Genomic DNA, 18244 nt, shown 5'->3' with positions numbered 1-18244 from the left:
TATGGCAGCACAAAGATATTATTACTCTGACTCCATTACTGACTTTCTGTCTCGTAACACTAACGAGATAGTGGGAAAATTGACTCTGGCTTCGCAGCACGACATTAACGACGAGACATCGAAGTCGTGGGTGGAGGAGATTGAGACGATGCGCGAAGTACTGGCACCGTATGAAGGAAGGGGAAGTGTGTACTTCGAGTACAACATCCCCCGAATGGGTAGGCGCGTAGATGTGATAGCCGTTATCGATGGTATCATTTTTGTGCTGGAGTATAAGACTGCTGAACGGAAGTTCTCGCGTGAGGCGCTTGTGCAAGTGTGGGACTATGCTATTGACTTGAAGAATTTTCAGGAAGGTAGTTTGGAGAGGATATTGCTTCCGATTCTGGTGGTTCCTTCGGAAAAAGGTACTCGTTGCAAAACAGATTTGAAGCATTTGGGGGACTATGTGTATGAGCCGCTGCAGGTGAATACAAAGCGGCTGGCAGAGGCTATCGAAATGGTTATTAGCGCCGTTCACTATGATGTGATTCCTTCGCAAACCGATGACCAATGGGCCAAAAGTGGTTATTCGCCTACGCCTACAATTATTGAAGCAGCCATTGCGCTCTATGAGGAGAATACGGTTGAGGACATCACGAAGCATGGTGGGGATATCGACAAGGCATCAGTTGAGCTCTGCAAGATTATAGACCATTGTAGGACAAACAACAGGAAAGCTATCTGCTTTATAACGGGTGTTCCTGGAGCAGGCAAGACGCTGATAGGTCTCAATACGGCGATAGACCAATTCAATCGTGGCGAGAAGGCTGTGTATCTATCTGGCAACTTCCCTTTGGTAGAAGTGTTACAGGAAGCGTTGACTCGCGACTATGTGCGTCGGGACAAGAAACGTGCTAAGGATGAAGGGCGCAAGGCATGCACCAAAGCGGAGGCAAAGAGTAAAGTGAAGGCCTTCATCCAGATGATTCATCATTACCGTGACTTATATCTGGAAGGGACTGAGGTGAAAGGAAAAAAGATAGTGCCCATAGAAGGATATTTCCAAAGTCATACGGATAAGGCTTATATTCCCGTGGAACATGTTGCCATATTTGACGAGGCGCAACGGGCCTGGACGAAGGAAGAGTTGCAGCGGTTTATGCGCGAGAAGAAGGGCATTCGCAATTTCCCATATTCGGAGCCAGAATATCTGATTTCGTGTATGGACAGACAGACGGACTGGGGACTTGTGGTGTGTCTGGTTGGTAATGGACAGGCCATCAACAAGGGTGAAGCTGGATTGACGGAATGGATAGAGTCTGTTCACAGGAGTTATACCGGGTGGGATGTCTATATGTCGGACTATCTGATTGAATCGAAGGATATATCTGCGGAAGAGTTGTCGTTGATTAGCAAGCAGCTTATTCCGAAGGAGGACCTGCACCTGAAAATGTCGATGCGGTCGTTCCGGTCTGAGAAGGTGAGCATCTTTGTCAATCAGTTGTTGGCACTTCAGAAAGATGAGGCTGCGACCACATTGAAAGAACTGGAAAAATATCCTATCTTCCTGACACGCAATCTTGATGCTGCAAAGCAATGGCTTCGCGATCATGCAAGAGGAAGTGAGAGGATGGGACTGTTGGCTAGCAGCAAGGCCGAGCGACTAAAGGCTATTGGCATCAATGTGCGTTATCAGCCCAACTTTGTTCATTGGTTCCTGGAAGATGACAAGGATATCAGAAGCAGTAACTGTCTAGAAGATACATTGACAGAATTCAAAGTGCAGGGGCTTGAGATCGACTGGGCTTGTGTGACGTGGGATGCTGACCTGCGACTGAAGGAAGACTGGTCGTCGTGGCAGCATTTCCAACTACGGAGTGGTACCAAGTGGCAGAGAATCAATAAGGGTATCAACAAGGAATATCAGATAAACGCATACCGAGTATTACTGACCAGGGCCCGTCAAGGTATGATAATTGTCGTTCCTAATGGGGACGATGGCATTCCGCCAGACGAGACACGCAAACCTGAGTGGTACGATGGAATATATAATTACTTGAAGTCAATTGGGATTAAGGAGCTATGAAACAGATAGAAGTCGTAGCTGCGATTATTCGCAAAGATGATAAGATATTCGCCACACAGCGAGGATATGGCGAATGGAAGGACTGGTGGGAGTTTCCTGGCGGGAAGCTGGAGGCTGGAGAAACACCAGAGGAAGCTCTGAAGCGGGAGATTCACGAGGAACTATCTGCAGAGATCAGCGTGGATGAGTTCCTTTGTACTGTAGAGTATGACTATCCGCAGTTTCATCTTACCATGCATTGCTATCTTTGTTCACTGATGACAGATTCTCTGCATCTGAATGAGCATGAGGCAGCAAGATGGCTCACTAAGGATGAGTTGAATAGTGTAAAGTGGCTGCCTGCAGATGCGGAGTTGATATCACATTTAAGATGTCTGAAGGAAGAGAAAAGATACGGAACTGAGCAATAGAGCAGAAATCGGAAACGTTATAAGAATAAAGTAAGACGAGATATGAGCGAAAAGCAGAAATATTTTGACTTTGAGGCTTACGAACGTGTGGCAGAGCCACATAAACGTGAGCGGGTTTCGGCTCGGCGTACTGCAATAGGACTTCAAGACGTAGATGGGCTTCGTGTGTCTGACTTTCTGAAGAACGATATATGCTGATTGGGTATAAGGATGACGAGAACAACACCCATACAAGTACCCGTACAAGTTCAATCGACATACAACCGTCTTCTGAGAATGTAACACGTTTGGTATTGGCAATCGGTAAAGAATAAATGAGTGTGAAGAGTATGATGGAAGCCATAGGTTTGAAGAACCGTCCGAACTTTATGGATTACTCTCTCACACCAGCAATAAGAGAAGGATTTATGTGTATGAAGTATCCTGCCAATCTTGCAACAATAAAGGCTATCGAGCGTCTTGATGATAAACATCTTTCCGCAGATTCCGCACTTTCTTTTGATTTCAAGTCCTAATTATGGCATCTTTTTGTTTTTTATGAGTTAATATGTGACATGTAACAAATTGAAACAGCCCTCAAACGCCCATTTTCGTATCCTGTACGTCACCGACTATTAAGTACGGATTAATAGGAATAAGTAGGTTTTAGTCTGGCTTTTCCTACGTTTTTGTCGTGCTACACACATATAACAAAAAAGCCGTAAAAAAGGAATAATAAGCACATAACAAACATGAGCCTATAAAATGCAAATAGCGTGTAATTCATTGAGCTACACGCTATTTGATAGTGTTTTGTTATGTCTTTACCTATCGGTCTCATTTGACCTCCTCAAATATAAAGTATATTGATAATCAGTTAGTTACTGTTATCAAGATACAAATGATATGCAAATGTAAGTATAAAACCATATAGAAAAAGTACAAATGGACATTACTTTGTATGATAACATCCTTTTCTACAGATTAAGGGTTAACACAATGTTATACTACTGATATTCAGCATATTGAAGCTGTTCTTCCTTGCATTCAACAAAGAGTGTTAAATTATATTAAATCCTACAGGGCAATTATGATTCGTGCAAAGATAATATTTTGCAGTCAAAGGAAGAAAGACTTCTTGAACCACTTCTATGGTTCTATACTTCTGTTTCTGACGTAAGCTGACCCGTACGGTTTTCGGGTTTTAGACGGACATATATACAGTTTACTTTAGGTTAGCATATATATAAGAGCTAACCAAGGTAAACTAAAGTGTTTTTGTCCTGTAGATACTGCACTTTGTGGACTCTTTTCTCCTTTGACTGCAAAAACCTCTTATAGCCTTATCTCCACCTATAACGTCACTTCACACTGCTGTACCATGCAGTCTGCCATGTACCACCCCATCGGGCTTTGATAAGAATTGTGTTGCAAAGGTACCTGTCATGGCGTTCATCCTGCAAGGTCGGTGCCTGTGGTTTGTCCGTGAAATCTCCACGCTCTGATTGTGGCAGAGGTAGTATTTGACGGCAAAACCTTGCATTGATGAGCCATAACACCTTTTGGGGCAACATAATTCTTTAATCAATCCCGATGGTAGTTGGTTCTACATAAGGGAAGAAAATAAAAATTTTATCTTATGGCTAACATTTGCGACACTCAGTACAAGGTGACAGGCTCACGCAAAGCCGTGGCAGACCTTTGGAACACACTCCAAGAGTTGGAGGTGAACAGTAATAATGTGTATCTGTATCTCTTGGCAGAACACTATGGCATTGACTACGAGAAGAAAGGCATCTCGGTGAGAGGACACATCTATTGGGCAGAGTATGAGGAGAACGTGGAAGACGATTATGCCCTCTTGTCCTTTGACACCGAAAGTGCTTGGTCTTCATGCGACTTGTTCTTTGAGGAGGTGAACAAGGCACTTGGCGATGAACTTTCAATCAGTTGGCGAGAGGTTGAGCCAGGTTGCGACATCTTCTATACGCACGATGAGAACGACTTCTTCCCCGAAGAGTGCTACGTCACTGCATACGGAGAACTCTTTGAGGATTGTGAGGGTGCTTACTCCACCTTTGGTGATGCTATCAAGTTGTGGTGTGAGAAGACTGGTGTCTCACAGGACGGAAGAAGCGAACAGAAGATGATTGACTTCATCAATGAATACGAGTATGAGGCAGAGGACACGAATTTCTGCATCAATCCAATCACATTCGGCTAACAAGGAGGAACGGATATGGCAACGATAGACATGGAGCAGTTGGACGGCGTTGTAGGGTGTTTCTGCACCTTGCTTTATCCCCGAAGAGGTCAGACAGAGGGAACGATTGTCGAGGACTTGGGTTGTGAGGTCATTGTCCAGCTCATCAACGGCAAGGAAGTGACGGAGTACAAGGATGATGTTGTCATCTGTGAATAATCAGGAGAGAGTCTGTTGGCTATGTGGCTTGCAGACTCTTTCTTCCTTTGACTGCAAAAACTCTTTTAGGACAATCCTCCAATGAGGTTATGGCTGTTGTAACTGAAATACCTTGGGAGCAAGTTGTGCGGTTTGCTCACTTGCTCCAGTCCTGTTATAGAAGCGATGCTTCGACACCTGTATAGCGATACGTCGCCAAAGTCCCTTCGCCGTTTTAAGCGTCTCTGTACCTTGTTATAGGAATGGTCATTTCGCCTTTTGGTTTTACTCGTCTGTCTTTTGCGACTCTTCCTTGTCGGACACAGAACTTGGTCTTAGCATGATGACAGTGCTATCGCCAATCCTCTGATGTCTGTCCTCTTTTGGCTTGATGCCTCTATTGCTAAGCTGACCCTTAGGCTTGTCGTTCATCGTGCATCAGTGTTCATGCTCCTCACTCTTCTGATGATACAGCTGTAAGGTCGGATTTCCCGCTTCGTTTCTCCAGGCATACAGCCATAGCAGTGCCCCTGTCTGTTGCATACGGATTGCCTCCTTGCTTACAACCTTTGTTCCATTGTTTGGCCCCGTCTTTTTCTGAATTGAGCTATTTGAAAGCCACTTATTTTTACCATGCAAAGGTAGCGTGATGCTGCGAAGGACTTCCTCCTTCTTGTGTGGCCGCTATCGCTGTGACCAATAAAATAGTGCGTAATCTTCCTTTTTCTCCCTTACCGCCAACGACAAAAAGAGTATTGCGAACGATTTTCATGGTGCTTCCCACATGGTGCCACATCCCTGCTTTTGAATGCATGTAAAAATTAAGTTTCACTTTTAAATTCAATTCAAAATGAAAAAGATCGAGAACAACTTCACAGTTTCAGGTTTCGTAGGTAAGGATGCAGAAATCCGTCAGTTCGCAAACGCCAGCGTAGCACGCTTCTCATTGGCAGTAGGCCGTCAGGAGAAGAACGGCGAGGAAACCAACCGCGTATCGGCTTTCATGAATATGGAGGCATGGCGCAAGAACGAGCACACCGAATCATTCGACAAGCTCACCAAGGGCACGTTGCTCACCGTCGAGGGTTTCTTCAAGCCAGAGGAGTGGACAGACAAGGATGGCGTGAAGCACTCCAGAATCATCATGGTTGCAACCAAGTTCTACGAGTGTCCCGACAAGGAGGAGACTCCTGCGGAAGAGCCGGCCAAGCCAGCAACCAAGAAAGGCAAGAAATAGCCTTTCCTCTCCATAACAAGGCGACCTTCGGGTCGCTTTTGTTTTGCTCAGGGACATCAATCTGCTGTTATAGCGTGTGATAATCTTCTCTAATAACAACCATGTGCATTTATTAACCATAACGGCAACGCCGTCTTCCTTTATTCTAACCACTTCGTCCCTCACCATTTGCGAAACGTCACCAAGATGGTTGGCATACAGATATTCCCGGCTGATGGCGACAAAGTCGCTATTAGCCAAGAAAGACAGTATGCCAAGGTCTGAACGCGAGAGGACTGCCATCTATGCCACAAGATGCCGAAGCCGAGGCTTCTGATAATTGTGTCCTTTACTGGCTATCCACTCGCCTTGATATTCAGACCGTCAATCTTGCGACAGCTTCACTACCCACCCACACCTGCTTTACTATTCTTCTTCTCTTTGACTGCAAAATATTTTCTGTTATAAGCGGTGGTTTCGTCCAAGTGCGTTGTATCGCTTCGCCCCACACCTTCAGAACGGCATTACTGTACGGACACCGCACGAATCCCATGTGACAGGCAGCCAACAATGTCACTATCAGAAACTGACACTTCTGATAACTGCCTTTATTGCTGTCTGGCTGTCCCATTATCGGGCTTCGGCAATGTCCGTGTAATGCCATTCTGCCCACCCATACCACCTTTACCACTAATCAACTGTTTTACAATTTCTCTTCTGCTATACAAGAGGCAGTTCTTGTCCACTCAGGCATATTGAATGTGGCAGACATGTCTGCTACGTCCAATCTGCCTCAGTGTCCTGCGGCAAGGACAAGGCACATTTGTCATGCTGACAGGAGTGCCCGATTTGTCCGTTGCGCAACTGTCTCTTCTTGCCTGATATACGTTACTATCTACTTCTAAATTATACTGCTTTGCCCCACGCCTTTGCGAAGCGTTACATGGTCTGTCGTCATACAGACATCCTTGGCTGATGGCAACACGTTGCTATTAGCCAAAGCTGACAGTATGCCGAAGTACCGACGCGAGAGAATTGTCTGTCCGTGCTACAAGCTATCAAGGCTGAAGCTTTGATGACTTGCATCCCGGTCAGCCAACACACTCGCTTTATGTCGGTACAGCAGACCTGCAAACACTTCACTGCCCACCCTTACTGTTTCAATCTTTCTTCTTACCTCTTTATATATAACACATCATTCCTCTTGCAGCCAATATCAATAATCTTCTTCCAATCAGCGCAGTGGTAGGCATATTTCCTGCAAAGTTAGCCGCGTCTGAGACAATCGTCAAATTCTGCTTGAGGTCTTGTGACTGTGAACAATCTTCCTTTTCCTCGGAAAAGAGTATTCTTCACACATAATTTGTCTTTATGTCTTTTCTTGCGGCTTGTGGGAGCAGAAAATATCCCTCCACAGGCTGAAAGGTCTCGAAAGGAGGGAAGAGAAAGAAACGGTTAAGCGAACGCAGAGGGAATTTATTCACTATGCTGAGCGTAAGTTTCTTCAACGTAGTTAAACAAGTCCAGCGACATGGGCGACAAACTTATTTGTATCACTAAAAATAGAAAGGCAATGAAGATTATCATCCTGCATGATGCTGACGCACGCATCGAGTATCTTGACGTAGCCGACCACCTTCTCGGCTCAGACATCGAGGAGTTCCTCACCAGACAGGGCTTCTCAGTGAACAACATCACATGGCTTGTCACATCGGCAGACCATATCCCAGTGGTTTACCACAAGTATGACATCGACTGCAAGACCGGCGAGGCAACCCACACCAAACGAGAGGCAGAACTGCAAGACCTCACTATCCACGGACAACTCCAGGCATTGCAGCACCGGGAGCAGGACGAGCTGAAAGCGGCTCTTCGCAAGTACGGCACGGAGGTGGACGGAGGCTTTGAGGTGCATTTCGAGGGAGAGCAGCCCATCGTGGCAGGTTATCTCTTTGACGAGCCTCGTGACATCGTCATAGACGCAGCACGTTTGGATGCCGACGGAAACTTGTCGCTTCTTGGAGAGGACAAGGAAGTGAGGGATGGACAATACGACATAGAGCCAAGCGACATATTTGGCGGTCAGTTGGACTATGTCACGTCGAGTATAGGTGCATGGATGAAGTAGGAGCATGTATGACCCAGTGCATCGTATATGACGAGACGACCAAGGAGAGCGAGACCTTTTGCTCATTGACCGCAGCCAAGAAGTGGATGCGAGAGCGCATCAAACAGAAGCATGAGGTAAGCGGACAGAAGTACAGAGTCTATTCCGACGGAGAGTTTGTTAATTGCGGCTCTATCAGTCTCACAGGCAGCAACAAGTCTTTTGTCGCCAATACAAGGCAGACGAAGAAAGGATATTAATAACAAGGTAACGGCAAGCCTAACCAACTTGCCACACATATATTGATATGGAAAAGCAAATATTGAGTTTTAATGACTTGCCATCAGCATTGTCATTAGTAATAAACAAGCTGGAGATTTTAGAAGAAAAGTTTTCCACACTAATGACTCAAATTCAGCCCGATAAGGGATTGGAATGGCTTAGTGTTTCCGAATTGAGTGAGTATCTCCCTACCCATCCAGTTGAACACACAATCTATTGTTGGACAAGCAATAAACAAATACCATTCCATAAGAAGGGGAAACGTATCATGTTCCTCAAATCTGAAATTGATGAGTGGATGCAAGATAACAAGAGTAGGTCACGAGCAGAAATTATGAATGAAGCAATAGCTTATGTTCAATCAACAAGAAAAGTCATTTAAATAACAAGGTAACGGCAAGTCTAACCAACTTGCCACTATAACATTTTCACATTATGATTTACACTCACACTATCGGACGCATCGGAGCAAAGGATTGCCGCGTCATCACAGGTACACACGGAACATTCATGGCTGTTGACATCGCAGTGGACGACTACAGTAAGGGCAAGCAAATCACCACTTGGGTAAGGGTGAAGAGCAGCAAGGAGAACCATATCCGTTTGGCTGAATACCTCACCAAGGGTCGTATGGTGCTTGTGGAAGGCACACTGACTTCTTCCATTTGGACAGACCGCAACGGAGAGAACCACATACAGCATAGCATCATAGCTGACTCCATCGCCTTTGTCAATGCAGGGAAGAAGGATGCAACCGACACACCTGCAACAAAGGCACGCAAGGCAGCCAAGGCAGAGGGCGAGGCTCCCGTACCGCCAGCCGATGCACCGCAGGACAAGAGCGAAGACCTTCCCTTCTGAGGGTAGTATCAACTGAGAGTAGTACGTACTAATCGTAGTAAATCCGCTTTTACTATGGTTAGTATGTACTATCAGTAGTAGAATAGTAAAGTAGTATTCACTAATAGTAGTATCATGTTATGACACAGATAATTGCAGTATTAAATCACAAGGGTGGTGTAGGGAAAAGTACGACCGCAGTAAGCCTTGCGGCAGCTCTGCAACTGAGTAAGAAGAACGTCTTGGCTATTGACATGGATGGACAAGCCAACCTCACGGAAGCCTTGGGATTGTCCATCGAGGAAGAACAGACAGTCTATGGCGCAATGTGTGGACAGTACACCTTGCCGTTGGTCAAGTTGCACAACGGCATCACCGTCTCACCCTCATGCCTTGACCTGTCTGCGGCTGAGTTAGAGCTTATCAGCGAGCCGGGACGGGAGCTTATCTTGAAGGGACTTATCACCAAAGCCATCGCCAAAGAGCATTTCGACTACATCATCATCGACTGTCCACCGTCATTGGGCTTGCTGACCTTGAATGCCCTCACCGCAGCCGACTACATCATCATCCCTGTTCAAGCGCAATACCTTGCCATGAGAGGTATGGCAAAGTTGATGGACATCATCCGCATCGTTCAGGAGCGGCTCAACTCCAACCTTAAAGTGGGCGGCATCGTCATCACCCAGTTCGATCGCCGCAAGACGTTGAACCGAAGCGTGAGGGAAATCGTCAATGACAGTTTTCACGAGAAGGTTTTCAAGACCGTCATCCGTGATAATGTGGCTTTGGCAGAAGCACCCATCAACGGCAAGACTATCTTTGAGTATAATCCCAAATCCAATGGTGCCAGTGATTATATGTCTTTGGCAAAAGAAGTGTTAAACTTAAAATAGCATAGCCATGAGCAAGAGCAGTATGTTGAAAGAGGGAATGAAAGGCGGTCTCAACGGACTCCTTTCTTCCACAAAGAAGCCGAGTAAGGAGCAGATAGTCACAGAAACTACACCAGCACCACCTGTGTCTGTTTCTGAGACTACCGAAGTGCCGGTGCATTGCAATTTCCTTATCAACAAGAGCATCCACACGAGGATGAAGTACCTCGCCATCAAGAAAGGGATGTCCTTGCGTGATATTGTCAATGAGGCAATGACAGAATACCTAAAGCGGCATGACACATGAGTGCCGCGCGGTATCATCGCCGAACAGACGATGATACCGCTATCTCTTCTATAAACAGACTTTACTATCCGTAGTATGGTAGTAAAAACTATTCGACTATTATACTATTCGTAGTCGATACTACTTTTAGAAAATACTATCCAACTCATTTTTAGGGCAATAGTTTTCTCTGCTTGTAGGACTGTCTCCATGCTGATAAAAGGCAATGTCGTTCCCTATTACAAGATTTTCTCTTTTTCCCTCATATCAACTATCGTCCTTCCCCATATACAGCTTCGCCCCACGCCATCCCGCCCGTTTCCTCTTTTACATAACAGATTTCTTTTCGCCTGCCTTGCCGCTGCGGATATTGTTTTGCAAAGGTAATGCTGGCGATTGTTCAAACACCAAATCGTCCATTGCATTTGACCGAAAAATCTTCCTCTGCGTGCAGAGCGTATTTTTCGCTCCCGATTTGGCTTTTTGATCGCCATCACTCTTGGAAAGCAAAAAATATCCCTTGGGCAGGCAGGAAAAGCCTCCGAAATAAGGGAAGAAAAAACATAAGAGCAATGGCACACAAGAATGACTATCAAATCCAAAAGCAGTTAGACAAGCCTCAGACTTGGTTCTGCAAATACTATCCCGCACGCATCCGCAATGTGGGTGAGAAGGAGATTGCCGACAGACAATTAGTGTTTGACTTCAAGGACGGAAGAGCCTACGAGGAAGTGGCGCAGCGCACCGCAGAGAATATGCTGACACTCTACGGCAAGGGTTGCGTGAACATCGTCTTCGCCCCCGTTCCAGCATCCACAAGCGAGAGCAACGAACTCCGCTACAAGGCTTTCTGCCACAGGGTGTGTGAATTGACAGGAGCGGAAAACGGCTACGAGCACGTGAGGGTATGCGGAGAGCGTAAGACCATCCACGATAACCGCAAGAACGAGGATGAAGTCCGCAAGGCGAATGTCGTTGAGTTTGATGAGCCGTTCTTCGACAACAAAATGGTGTTGGTCTTTGACGATGTGATAACCAAGGGTCTCAGCTATGCCAAGTATGCCAACCAACTCGAAAGGCTCGGGGCATGTGTTATTGGCGGTATGTTCCTCGCACGCACACATTATAAAGTAAGGTAAAGTATGACAAAGTACGACAAGGCAGTGTCCGTATGCTTCAGCGGACACCGCAGCGTACCTTTCGCCAAGCGGAGGGAGTTGAAGCAATGTCTCAAATCGGAGATAGCCAAGGCGTATGCCGACGGCTACCGGTATTTCTATTGTGGCATGGCAATGGGATTTGACCTGCTGGCGGCAGAAGCCGCCCTTTCGTTGCAATGCGAGTTGAAGGACTTGCAGGTGATAGCCGTTGTGCCGTTCCGTGGTCAGTCTGACCGGTGGAGCAAGGAAGAGCAAGCCAAGTATGATGCCATCCTGCGCATCGTGGATGACGTGGTCGTATTGAGCGAGCAATACTACAATGGCTGCCTTCTGAGGCGCAACGACTATATGGTCAACCGCAGTTCACGTCTCATAGCCTACTTCGATGGCAATCCCAAGGGCGGCACGTTCTACACCGTCAGAGAAGCCAAGAGGCAGGGATTGGACATAGTGAATCTTCATAATAGTGTATAACCCATAAAACAGAAAATGCTTATGGACGATATTGTTGCAATCATCGTTTGCTACTTCGTGTTCGGAGCTTTGGGCAATGTGCTCAGAGCTTTGTTCGGCGGAGAGAGACGAAACGACTTCCGCCGTGACCGCTAAGCGTCTTTAAACCAAGATACGCTGACAGCCATACGTCTGCACCTTACCCCAAAAAGATGCAGCGGATAATTGTGTCCGTAGGCAAGGATATTCAGATTCCTCACCTTAACATTTTGATAAAAATAAAGATACTGCTGCCTATATTTCAAGACAGCAGTATAAACCTTACTCTGCAGGTGCCCATTTGCAACGCACAGGAGAGACGATTGCACCCTCTGCTTTCAGCTGCTTCATGGCTGCATCTACCTCTTTGCGGTCGAGACCGCTGAGTTCTGCGATTTTACCTGCGTTGAGAGGCTGACCAGCCTCTTTCATTGTTGCCAATACTTTTTCTTTTGCGTCCATTGTTTTGATGATTTGATGTTTTGTTTATAATCTTGTTATTAACTCTTGTATTTTGTCTTCCCTTATAATCTTCGGTTGTGCCTTACCTGCCAGAACGAGAATTTTCTTCCCGTTTCTGTAGATGTGCAGCTGTCTGCTTCGTACCACTGCTGTCAAGGTCTCATCATCCTGCATGGCTTGCCATATAGGATAATACACACCTTCTGGTTCAAACAACTTCTTCTGAAGGTGTGAGCACATGTTGGTTGTATCTATTGTCATATCGTTACGTCATATCATTAACATGATTCTGCCAGCTTCTTTTGTGAACATTTCAGGGAAACGGCAGATTGTTGCATACACCTGCTTGCTTGTCACAGGCTGACCGTCCTTTCTCAGGTGCAGCCTATGACGATTGATGGCATCGGCAATCTGGTCGGTTGTCATGCCGCCATTTCGCTTTACCATCACATATACTATGGCTTCTTCTATCTTCATCCTTTATTCATCTGTTTTTCAATCCATGCCATCAATACGGCAACAGCATATTCCTGTTCTTCCTTGGTCAGTGCCCTGCCTGCTGAGATGTGATGCCACTTGAAGAAGCATCCCCGGCAACAACAGCCAGTGGCATGTTGAGCCAGGAAAACAGGATGCCCACGCATGGGAGTCTGCTTGCCGTCGTTCGGTATGACAGCCGGAGCAAGTCTTTTTGCCACAAAGTCCTCTGCGTGTTTTCGTATCGTCGGCAATCCCTTTTCCATTACATACTCCCTGTCTTGCTTGGACAGATGGAACCGGCTGCGAAAATCAGACTTTGCCAATCTCTCAAAGAGATTCGTCAGGTCATACTCTTTCTTATCACCAGGAACGCTTTCTTGCGGCTCTTCCTCTTGGAACAACGATGGATATATGTATTTCTGTGACATCATTATCTGTTGCTTCTGATTTCTAATGTTATATCCATATATGACCGCTTGCCGTCTATATAGTCTGCATAGAGTATTTCTTCGCTTCTGCCTTTCAGAATATGGCACTTACCGCACAGCTCACAGTTGTGCAGACATCTCCATTCATTCAGAACGTAATCCAAACGTTCCTCTCGTGTAGATGATTCAATAGAGGGTGTGCTCATAATCAGTGTCTCCCACAGCGTGGTCAATCAGTGCCTGAAACTCTTCTTCCGTATAGTCTTCTTCCCAACCATACGTTACGTCCTTTATGCCCAAAGTAAACCCTAATGCCTCAGAATAGGATATGCCAATTTCAGCTGCAAGGTCTCTTGCCGCTTGAAAAATCTGCTCTTCTTTGCTTAAGGGCAGTTGTTTCGCTTTCTTATGTTTTTTCTTTGGTTTCCCCATTTGAGTATATTCGTTTAATAATCAGCGTTGATGGGCATCTTGAAATTCCTGTATTTCTTTCGGAGTTCCTCATTTTGCGCCTTCATTTCCTCATACATATCATTCAGTGCGTCAGGAAATCCCCATCCACAAGGGCTTGCCCAACGAAGGCATTGCTTGATTCGGGAATCATACTTGTCCCAAAGGTCATAAAGCACGATGTGGCGCAATGTCTTGTCGAAATTACTCTCAACAGAATCATAGAATTGCTCCCACATGTCTCCATAGTCATAAGTGAACTGACAGGCATTCTCCATATAGAACACCATCAATTCTGCGACTGAATCTTCCGAAGGCTTCAGTTTCTTGAAGTCGGACAATGCCTTGCGGCACACTGAGAAGCGTGTCTTTGGCTCTCTGTTTCTGCTCGGATAGAACTCTTCCCGTATGATGTGCTTATACTCTTCCAGCTTCTGGCCCTCATTCGGCTCTGCATAGAAGTCAAGATATTCCTTTGCCTCTTTCCGTGCAGAATAAAGTTCCAATACCATTTTTATTATTTCACTCTTGTCCATGGACATGAGGACAGACTTTAATTTAGATTTTGACATTTCTGCTCTTTTATCTTAAAAACGGGTCAATCGTTGCCAGCAACTCTGATTTCTGCATCACACCGCTCGTCCTCCACAACACTTCGCCGCGTCTGAACAGCATCAATGTGGGCACAGACTGTATGCCATACTGACTTGCAGTCACCCCATACTTGTCCACATCTACCTTGATGATGCGGATTCTGTCACCCAACACTTCCTTCACCTGCTCAAGGATGGGGTGCATCATCTTGCATGGCTGGCACCAGGTGGCGAAGAAATCGACCAAGACAAGTTGGTCACTTGATATAACGTCTTTGAATGTTTCCATTACGATTTTCTGTAAAATTATGCTATTTTCTTTCCTGTTATCTTACAATACTGCCCTGCAAATGTTAAAATCGAGAAGAATTCAATGAAAAACCTTCGTTATTTCAAAGAATATTCGTACCTTTGCAGCGCTCATCTATAGATAGAAGGAGTTTCGAGACCCGGTTGCCTTTGATGCAATTCGGGTCTTGCGTTTTATAGTGGTGTCTGCAATCTCTTTTTCATCTTCTTTTCCAAAGCCTTTAGTCCATACTCTTTGTTAAGATGGTATGCTGTCAACAGATAGAATCCGTTGCTACGTTGTTGTTCCAAGACAATAACATACTTTTCCACTTTATCATAGATGTATGTTTTCTTGACCTTACGCTTTTTGCCGTCCCTCTCTTCTATGGTAAATACATCCAGATTGTCTGGTGTCAATTCTCTCACATGGTGATTTATCCAATGAAGCCTTTGTGAACGAGCCATCTCGAATACTCGCTTTGGATAAGTCGTACCGTCTTCGTTCTCAACCATGATTTCTTCACAGGTAAGATGCTTGAACAATCTTGCCATGTCAATCTCGCCATCTGTCTTTATAGGATAGATGCGCCACCCTCTGAATGAGAATTGACAGTTATCTTCTATATCACGCTTGAATATTGCATGAAGATCATGCTCTCTTTCTCGTTCACTGAGATATGCCAGTTCCAGCAGCTCAGGGTATTTCTTGATAATATTCAAACTGCTCATTGGCTATTTCAGTGCGATAAAAAACAAATTAAACTTCTTTCTAAATTTGGGAGTTGTGGTGTTGAGACTGATATTACTGTGTTTTTTTATCTTTTCAATCAGCTTCATTTTGGCTCTCACCCTTCCTTCAACTTCTCCCTTTTCATATCTAAGGTTGTAGTTGATGGCTCCCATTAGAACATCTGCCAATTGGATGAAGACACTTTCGTGTGAACGTATAAACTGAAACCTGCCAATGGAAGAGTTGTATTCCATTATTTTTCTGAGCCTCTCCAGCTTATCGCTACTGCATGTGTCCTTGATATCCATATATATGTTATATGTATAATCCATGTCCATCTTGTGATGCAGCAATTGGTAGTACATGCGAAAGTAGAAATCATTAAACGTATAGTCTTCTCGTTTCTCGTCAATCTGACTCTTGTCAACAACCACAGCCCTAAATTCCATGTCATTCATAAAGAACCAGTCTATAAGCTCTGCATAGACTTTATACGTGGCCTCGTGGACATTTGTCCATTTCAGCTCATCACTATAGCCGTGCTTCTTCTTAATATCTTTTATGGCATCTTTTGCCATGCGGATTTGTGTGTATGCTATACTTGTACATCCCAAAAGCATGTAGGGATGACCGTCATGCACCATGTGGGTGCTTTCATCACAGTAGATGTTGAATGTCTTATTCATTGTATCTGTTTTTTGTTTATTCTTTATTCCTTTTCTTCAGCGGTCCACTATGAGGTCCACGGTTCAGCGTCACACCATGCTTGTTGAGTATGCGGAACACGGAACTTCGGCTTGTGAAGCCGCTGATGGCAAAGATGTCATCTATGCTGTGCCCCTCGTTGTACATGTTCACGATATTCTTCTCACGCTCCAGTTTCGACAGTGCCCTTTCCGACTTCTTGGGCGGCCGGATATTCTGTTGCAGATGGATGATGTGTGCCGATGCCTTGCGCAGCACGGCACACTCCTCAGAGAGTGACCCGAACATACGGATGACCTGTGAGGGCTTGGTGTCGGGGAAAAGTTCGTCAAACGTATCGATGCGGTCTTGGATGGAGATGATGCGAACCACCTTCACACGGCAGTATTCTATGAATGTAGCCAGTTCACGGGTGCCACGCAGTGCGTTACTGAACCTCGACACCACCAGCTCGTCGCCGCGCTCCAGACTCGATATGAGCTGCTTCCACATCGGGCGCAGCCTCTCGTGTTCGGACAGTTCCTCTATCACCTGAACACAGCCGTATTGCTGCATCCAAGCCTTGTCTTCTGCATACTCTTCGCCATTGGTGGCGATAAAGATGTAACCTACTTTTGCCATACTGTTGTACGCTATTAAATGAAATCAAGTGCAAAGGTACACTATTTTTCCGAGAAACAATCATACTTGAACGAAAAATCATACTTAAACACGATAATTTGCCATTTTCTTTTCACTTGATTTCATTAAAAATCATACTCGCAAGTATGATACACAAATAAGATTAAACTTACTGTCATTCTTGCAAATATATCGCTGAAACGCATTAACTTTGCACCGTCAATTTCAAAATCAGACTCAAAATAATGACAACAATGAAATATGAAACCCAACTTTTCGGAGGACAAACCAACCTCCATTGCATGAAGCAAATATTGCATAATGCAAAATCAAACTCGCATGGCTGTATCAGACTTGCCATTTGTATTGCCACTGCGTTTGCCGTAGTCATGCTGACAGCATGTTCAGACGGAAACGGCACGAAGTCGTTCCATTCGAGCGATGAAGCCATCAGAGAGTATCATGGCTTTCTGACCACTCTTCGACAGAACGGCAAGGTCTCAATTCAGACATTAGTTAAGATTGTCAACGAATGGCGCGTGTTGGACGATTCCGTGACATCGTGCATCTCACGTGACACTGTCAGGAAAGCCCACTCATACCCGTTCACGGTATATCATGAGTTGAACGACTCCATCCACATCGAGCTGTGCCGTATGGCGATGTCTAAGCAACGCACCTTTCACGACCTGCTCTATCTCAGAGAACAGACCTCTTCCCATGTTGGTGATGAGGAACTACAGCAAGCCGTGAAGGAAGCACAGCCATTCTTCGCTTCCTTGGATAGCCTGCCTATATATAATAAAGGTGGTAAACAGGCGGTACTGAAGCGTTACCTGCTGTTCCTGCAAAAATCCGCCAAGCAAGGCATTCACGGCAAGGAAGACCTGCTCGCTTTCATCAAGGAAGAGCATTTGTATTTCAAATCCTTCCTGCAATACCTGCCGGATTTTGCTGACGATGACATCGGTGACATCAGACGAAACACCGAACACTGCTGTCGGGAGATACTCCGTGCCGCCGACCGCAAGGATTTGTCCCACAAGGATGCAATGATATACCTCTCCATGCGCACCAACCACCGTCTGCTGCGCAACGCACAAGCGGCTATCGAGGATCTGAATAGTGGCAGGGTAAAGGACGAGCACACCATGCACGCCTACCTCCTGATGATGATGCAGCCGTTCATGACGATGGATGACCTTTCCGTGAGCGTGCTCTCCGACAAGGACAAGGCAGACCTCTACAAAATAGCCGATGCGCTCCCCAAGGAGATGGACGGTCTGGCCAAGAAACTGCACCTCGACAAGCAACGCCTGTCGGATATGCCCATGCTCATGATGAAGATTTATGTCACAAGATTATAAA

General features: G+C 45.5%; 29 protein-coding genes and 1 pseudogene. 16 read left to right on the top strand and 14 right to left on the bottom strand.

Features of this window, described 5'->3' with window-relative positions:
• The first annotated feature begins 1 nt into the window (after position 1).
• The 4 genes and pseudogenes from CIK90_RS07490 to CIK90_RS07480 all read left to right on the top strand — a co-directional run bounded on the left by CIK90_RS07490 (position 2) and on the right by CIK90_RS07480 (position 2993).
• Positions 2–2068: a DUF2075 domain-containing protein gene (locus CIK90_RS07490; RefSeq protein ID WP_094464741.1), complete on the top strand. Its 2067-nt coding sequence runs from the start codon at positions 2–4 to the stop codon at positions 2066–2068.
• Positions 2065–2478, top strand: coding sequence for an 8-oxo-dGTP diphosphatase MutT (mutT, locus tag CIK90_RS07485; RefSeq protein WP_094464739.1), 414 nt, complete (start codon positions 2065–2067; stop codon positions 2476–2478). The genes CIK90_RS07490 and mutT overlap by 4 nt, the downstream gene beginning before the upstream one ends.
• A 42-nt stretch (positions 2479–2520) precedes the next feature.
• A pseudogene (locus CIK90_RS14195) lies at positions 2521–2661 on the top strand (cell filamentation protein Fic); the annotation flags it as partial.
• Between the two features lie 131 nt (positions 2662–2792).
• Entirely contained in the window at positions 2793–2993 is a 201-nt protein-coding gene (locus CIK90_RS07480; protein WP_094464737.1) for a Fic family protein, read from the top strand.
• A gap of 825 nt (positions 2994–3818) precedes the next feature.
• On the opposite strand, the gene CIK90_RS07475 is transcribed toward CIK90_RS07480, so the two are convergent.
• The gene (locus CIK90_RS07475) at positions 3819–4031 is read right to left on the bottom strand and encodes a hypothetical protein (RefSeq protein WP_007837487.1); all 213 of its coding nucleotides are present in this window, start codon (positions 4029–4031) and stop codon (positions 3819–3821) included.
• Between the two features lie 65 nt (positions 4032–4096).
• Here CIK90_RS07475 and CIK90_RS07470 point away from each other — a divergent pair, with 65 nt between their 5' ends.
• Positions 4097–4681, top strand: a complete 585-nt coding sequence (locus CIK90_RS07470) for a hypothetical protein (RefSeq protein WP_005816332.1) — start codon at positions 4097–4099, stop codon at positions 4679–4681.
• A 15-nt stretch (positions 4682–4696) separates the two neighbouring features.
• A complete protein-coding gene (locus CIK90_RS07465; protein ID WP_004319908.1) occupies positions 4697–4879 on the top strand; it encodes a hypothetical protein in 183 nt (60 codons plus the stop codon).
• 264 nt (positions 4880–5143) lie between these two features.
• Here CIK90_RS07465 and CIK90_RS14330 read toward each other — a convergent pair whose 3' ends face one another.
• On the bottom strand, positions 5144–5290 hold the full coding sequence (locus CIK90_RS14330; RefSeq protein ID WP_007837486.1) for a hypothetical protein: 147 nt from the start codon (positions 5288–5290) through the stop codon (positions 5144–5146).
• 418 nt (positions 5291–5708) lie between these two features.
• On the opposite strand from CIK90_RS14330, the gene CIK90_RS07450 reads away from it, so the two are divergent.
• Entirely contained in the window at positions 5709–6095 is a 387-nt protein-coding gene (locus tag CIK90_RS07450; protein ID WP_004319910.1) for a single-stranded DNA-binding protein, read from the top strand.
• A gap of 355 nt (positions 6096–6450) precedes the next feature.
• On the opposite strand, the gene CIK90_RS07445 is transcribed toward CIK90_RS07450, so the two are convergent.
• Positions 6451–6738 carry a hypothetical protein gene (locus CIK90_RS07445; RefSeq protein ID WP_227224266.1) on the bottom strand — a complete coding sequence of 96 codons (288 nt, stop codon included), beginning with the start codon at positions 6736–6738 and terminating at the stop codon, positions 6451–6453.
• 909 nt (positions 6739–7647) lie between these two features.
• Here CIK90_RS07445 and CIK90_RS07440 point away from each other — a divergent pair.
• The 6 genes from CIK90_RS07440 (at position 7648) to CIK90_RS07415 (ending at position 10485) form a co-directional block, all read left to right on the top strand.
• Positions 7648–8202, top strand: a complete 555-nt coding sequence (locus CIK90_RS07440) for a hypothetical protein (protein WP_005816324.1) — start codon at positions 7648–7650, stop codon at positions 8200–8202.
• Positions 8190–8441, top strand: coding sequence for a hypothetical protein (locus tag CIK90_RS07435; protein WP_007837480.1), 252 nt, complete (start codon positions 8190–8192; stop codon positions 8439–8441). Before CIK90_RS07440 ends, CIK90_RS07435 begins: the two co-directional genes overlap by 13 nt.
• A gap of 47 nt (positions 8442–8488) precedes the next feature.
• Entirely contained in the window at positions 8489–8845 is a 357-nt protein-coding gene (locus tag CIK90_RS07430) for a helix-turn-helix domain-containing protein (RefSeq protein ID WP_007837478.1), read from the top strand.
• A gap of 53 nt (positions 8846–8898) precedes the next feature.
• Positions 8899–9324, top strand: a complete 426-nt coding sequence (locus CIK90_RS07425) for a single-stranded DNA-binding protein (RefSeq protein ID WP_005816321.1) — start codon at positions 8899–8901, stop codon at positions 9322–9324.
• 119 nt (positions 9325–9443) lie between these two features.
• Positions 9444–10199 carry a ParA family protein gene (locus tag CIK90_RS07420; RefSeq protein ID WP_005816319.1) on the top strand — a complete coding sequence of 252 codons (756 nt, stop codon included), beginning with the start codon at positions 9444–9446 and terminating at the stop codon, positions 10197–10199.
• 7 nt (positions 10200–10206) lie between these two features.
• Positions 10207–10485, top strand: a complete 279-nt coding sequence (locus CIK90_RS07415; protein WP_005816317.1) for a plasmid partition protein ParG — start codon at positions 10207–10209, stop codon at positions 10483–10485.
• A gap of 306 nt (positions 10486–10791) precedes the next feature.
• On the opposite strand, the gene CIK90_RS07410 is transcribed toward CIK90_RS07415, so the two are convergent.
• A complete protein-coding gene (locus CIK90_RS07410; RefSeq protein WP_225494525.1) occupies positions 10792–11043 on the bottom strand; it encodes a hypothetical protein in 252 nt (83 codons plus the stop codon).
• On the opposite strand from CIK90_RS07410, the gene CIK90_RS07405 reads away from it, so the two are divergent.
• The gene (locus CIK90_RS07405; RefSeq protein WP_005816315.1) at positions 11037–11603 is read left to right on the top strand and encodes a hypothetical protein; all 567 of its coding nucleotides are present in this window, start codon (positions 11037–11039) and stop codon (positions 11601–11603) included. The two genes, CIK90_RS07410 and CIK90_RS07405, sit on opposite strands and share 7 nt — an antisense overlap.
• Before the next feature lie 3 nt (positions 11604–11606).
• Entirely contained in the window at positions 11607–12098 is a 492-nt protein-coding gene (locus CIK90_RS07400; protein WP_005816313.1) for an SLOG family protein, read from the top strand.
• A gap of 300 nt (positions 12099–12398) precedes the next feature.
• On the opposite strand, the gene CIK90_RS07395 is transcribed toward CIK90_RS07400, so the two are convergent.
• The 10 genes from CIK90_RS07395 to CIK90_RS07345 form a co-directional block, all read right to left on the bottom strand.
• Positions 12399–12578, bottom strand: coding sequence for a transcriptional regulator (locus tag CIK90_RS07395; protein WP_005816310.1), 180 nt, complete (start codon positions 12576–12578; stop codon positions 12399–12401).
• 24 nt (positions 12579–12602) lie between these two features.
• Positions 12603–12839 (bottom strand): hypothetical protein, encoded by a 237-nt coding sequence (locus CIK90_RS07390; RefSeq protein ID WP_005816304.1) that lies wholly within the window; start codon positions 12837–12839, stop codon positions 12603–12605.
• 9 nt (positions 12840–12848) lie between these two features.
• Positions 12849–13055, bottom strand: coding sequence for a hypothetical protein (locus tag CIK90_RS07385; protein WP_005816302.1), 207 nt, complete (start codon positions 13053–13055; stop codon positions 12849–12851).
• Entirely contained in the window at positions 13052–13489 is a 438-nt protein-coding gene (locus CIK90_RS07380) for a DUF4186 domain-containing protein (protein ID WP_005816300.1), read from the bottom strand. Before CIK90_RS07380 ends, CIK90_RS07385 begins: the two co-directional genes overlap by 4 nt.
• Positions 13490–13672: 183 nt before the next feature.
• Positions 13673–13918, bottom strand: a complete 246-nt coding sequence (locus tag CIK90_RS07370) for a hypothetical protein (protein WP_005816298.1) — start codon at positions 13916–13918, stop codon at positions 13673–13675.
• A 14-nt stretch (positions 13919–13932) separates the two neighbouring features.
• On the bottom strand, positions 13933–14508 hold the full coding sequence (locus CIK90_RS07365; protein ID WP_007837469.1) for a DUF6155 family protein: 576 nt from the start codon (positions 14506–14508) through the stop codon (positions 13933–13935).
• A 10-nt stretch (positions 14509–14518) separates the two neighbouring features.
• Positions 14519–14818: a thioredoxin gene (gene trxA / locus CIK90_RS07360; protein WP_005816294.1), complete on the bottom strand. Its 300-nt coding sequence runs from the start codon at positions 14816–14818 to the stop codon at positions 14519–14521.
• Positions 14819–15012: 194 nt separating this feature from the next.
• Positions 15013–15549, bottom strand: a complete 537-nt coding sequence (locus CIK90_RS07355) for a hypothetical protein (protein ID WP_005816292.1) — start codon at positions 15547–15549, stop codon at positions 15013–15015.
• 3 nt (positions 15550–15552) lie between these two features.
• Positions 15553–16236: a DUF3800 domain-containing protein gene (locus CIK90_RS07350; RefSeq protein ID WP_005816290.1), complete on the bottom strand. Its 684-nt coding sequence runs from the start codon at positions 16234–16236 to the stop codon at positions 15553–15555.
• Positions 16237–16252: 16 nt separating this feature from the next.
• Positions 16253–16876, bottom strand: coding sequence for a recombinase family protein (locus CIK90_RS07345; RefSeq protein ID WP_005816288.1), 624 nt, complete (start codon positions 16874–16876; stop codon positions 16253–16255).
• 254 nt (positions 16877–17130) lie between these two features.
• Between CIK90_RS07345 and CIK90_RS07340 the strand changes: the two genes are divergently transcribed.
• Entirely contained in the window at positions 17131–18243 is a 1113-nt protein-coding gene (locus CIK90_RS07340; RefSeq protein WP_005816286.1) for a hypothetical protein, read from the top strand.
• The last annotated feature ends 1 nt before the right edge of the window (position 18244 follow it).

Origin of the sequence: Prevotella sp. P5-126 (genome assembly GCF_002251185.1) — a bacterium.
In the GTDB taxonomy this organism is placed as follows: domain Bacteria; phylum Bacteroidota; class Bacteroidia; order Bacteroidales; family Bacteroidaceae; genus Prevotella.
The sequence above is the reverse complement of the archived record's forward strand: the minus strand, read 5'-3'. Positions and strand labels throughout refer to the sequence as shown.

What these genes read in the sequence shown, in the direction of transcription:
- CIK90_RS07405 (WP_005816315.1), top strand. Translation starts at nt 11,037, where the DNA reads ATGGCACACAAGAATGACTATCAAATCCAAAAGCAGTTAGACAAGCCT.
- trxA (WP_005816294.1), bottom strand. Translation starts at nt 14,818, where the DNA reads ATGGAAACATTCAAAGACGTTATATCAAGTGACCAACTTGTCTTGGTC.
- CIK90_RS07350 (WP_005816290.1), bottom strand. Translation starts at nt 16,236, where the DNA reads ATGAATAAGACATTCAACATCTACTGTGATGAAAGCACCCACATGGTG.
- CIK90_RS07400 (WP_005816313.1), top strand. Translation starts at nt 11,607, where the DNA reads ATGACAAAGTACGACAAGGCAGTGTCCGTATGCTTCAGCGGACACCGC.
- CIK90_RS07480 (WP_094464737.1), top strand. Translation starts at nt 2,793, where the DNA reads ATGAGTGTGAAGAGTATGATGGAAGCCATAGGTTTGAAGAACCGTCCG.
- CIK90_RS07430 (WP_007837478.1), top strand. Translation starts at nt 8,489, where the DNA reads ATGGAAAAGCAAATATTGAGTTTTAATGACTTGCCATCAGCATTGTCA.
- CIK90_RS07490 (WP_094464741.1), top strand. Translation starts at nt 2, where the DNA reads ATGGCAGCACAAAGATATTATTACTCTGACTCCATTACTGACTTTCTG.
- CIK90_RS07390 (WP_005816304.1), bottom strand. Translation starts at nt 12,839, where the DNA reads ATGACAATAGATACAACCAACATGTGCTCACACCTTCAGAAGAAGTTG.
- CIK90_RS07345 (WP_005816288.1), bottom strand. Translation starts at nt 16,876, where the DNA reads ATGGCAAAAGTAGGTTACATCTTTATCGCCACCAATGGCGAAGAGTAT.
- CIK90_RS07450 (WP_004319910.1), top strand. Translation starts at nt 5,709, where the DNA reads ATGAAAAAGATCGAGAACAACTTCACAGTTTCAGGTTTCGTAGGTAAG.
- CIK90_RS07395 (WP_005816310.1), bottom strand. Translation starts at nt 12,578, where the DNA reads ATGGACGCAAAAGAAAAAGTATTGGCAACAATGAAAGAGGCTGGTCAG.
- CIK90_RS07470 (WP_005816332.1), top strand. Translation starts at nt 4,097, where the DNA reads ATGGCTAACATTTGCGACACTCAGTACAAGGTGACAGGCTCACGCAAA.
- CIK90_RS07415 (WP_005816317.1), top strand. Translation starts at nt 10,207, where the DNA reads ATGAGCAAGAGCAGTATGTTGAAAGAGGGAATGAAAGGCGGTCTCAAC.
- CIK90_RS07365 (WP_007837469.1), bottom strand. Translation starts at nt 14,508, where the DNA reads ATGTCAAAATCTAAATTAAAGTCTGTCCTCATGTCCATGGACAAGAGT.
- CIK90_RS07355 (WP_005816292.1), bottom strand. Translation starts at nt 15,549, where the DNA reads ATGAGCAGTTTGAATATTATCAAGAAATACCCTGAGCTGCTGGAACTG.
- CIK90_RS07440 (WP_005816324.1), top strand. Translation starts at nt 7,648, where the DNA reads ATGAAGATTATCATCCTGCATGATGCTGACGCACGCATCGAGTATCTT.
- CIK90_RS07420 (WP_005816319.1), top strand. Translation starts at nt 9,444, where the DNA reads ATGACACAGATAATTGCAGTATTAAATCACAAGGGTGGTGTAGGGAAA.
- CIK90_RS07370 (WP_005816298.1), bottom strand. Translation starts at nt 13,918, where the DNA reads ATGGGGAAACCAAAGAAAAAACATAAGAAAGCGAAACAACTGCCCTTA.
- CIK90_RS07445 (WP_227224266.1), bottom strand. Translation starts at nt 6,738, where the DNA reads ATGGCATTACACGGACATTGCCGAAGCCCGATAATGGGACAGCCAGAC.
- CIK90_RS14330 (WP_007837486.1), bottom strand. Translation starts at nt 5,290, where the DNA reads ATGAACGACAAGCCTAAGGGTCAGCTTAGCAATAGAGGCATCAAGCCA.
- CIK90_RS07425 (WP_005816321.1), top strand. Translation starts at nt 8,899, where the DNA reads ATGATTTACACTCACACTATCGGACGCATCGGAGCAAAGGATTGCCGC.
- CIK90_RS07340 (WP_005816286.1), top strand. Translation starts at nt 17,131, where the DNA reads ATGAAATATGAAACCCAACTTTTCGGAGGACAAACCAACCTCCATTGC.
- CIK90_RS07435 (WP_007837480.1), top strand. Translation starts at nt 8,190, where the DNA reads ATGGATGAAGTAGGAGCATGTATGACCCAGTGCATCGTATATGACGAG.
- CIK90_RS07385 (WP_005816302.1), bottom strand. Translation starts at nt 13,055, where the DNA reads ATGAAGATAGAAGAAGCCATAGTATATGTGATGGTAAAGCGAAATGGC.
- CIK90_RS07465 (WP_004319908.1), top strand. Translation starts at nt 4,697, where the DNA reads ATGGCAACGATAGACATGGAGCAGTTGGACGGCGTTGTAGGGTGTTTC.
- CIK90_RS07475 (WP_007837487.1), bottom strand. Translation starts at nt 4,031, where the DNA reads ATGTTGCCCCAAAAGGTGTTATGGCTCATCAATGCAAGGTTTTGCCGT.
- mutT (WP_094464739.1), top strand. Translation starts at nt 2,065, where the DNA reads ATGAAACAGATAGAAGTCGTAGCTGCGATTATTCGCAAAGATGATAAG.
- CIK90_RS07380 (WP_005816300.1), bottom strand. Translation starts at nt 13,489, where the DNA reads ATGATGTCACAGAAATACATATATCCATCGTTGTTCCAAGAGGAAGAG.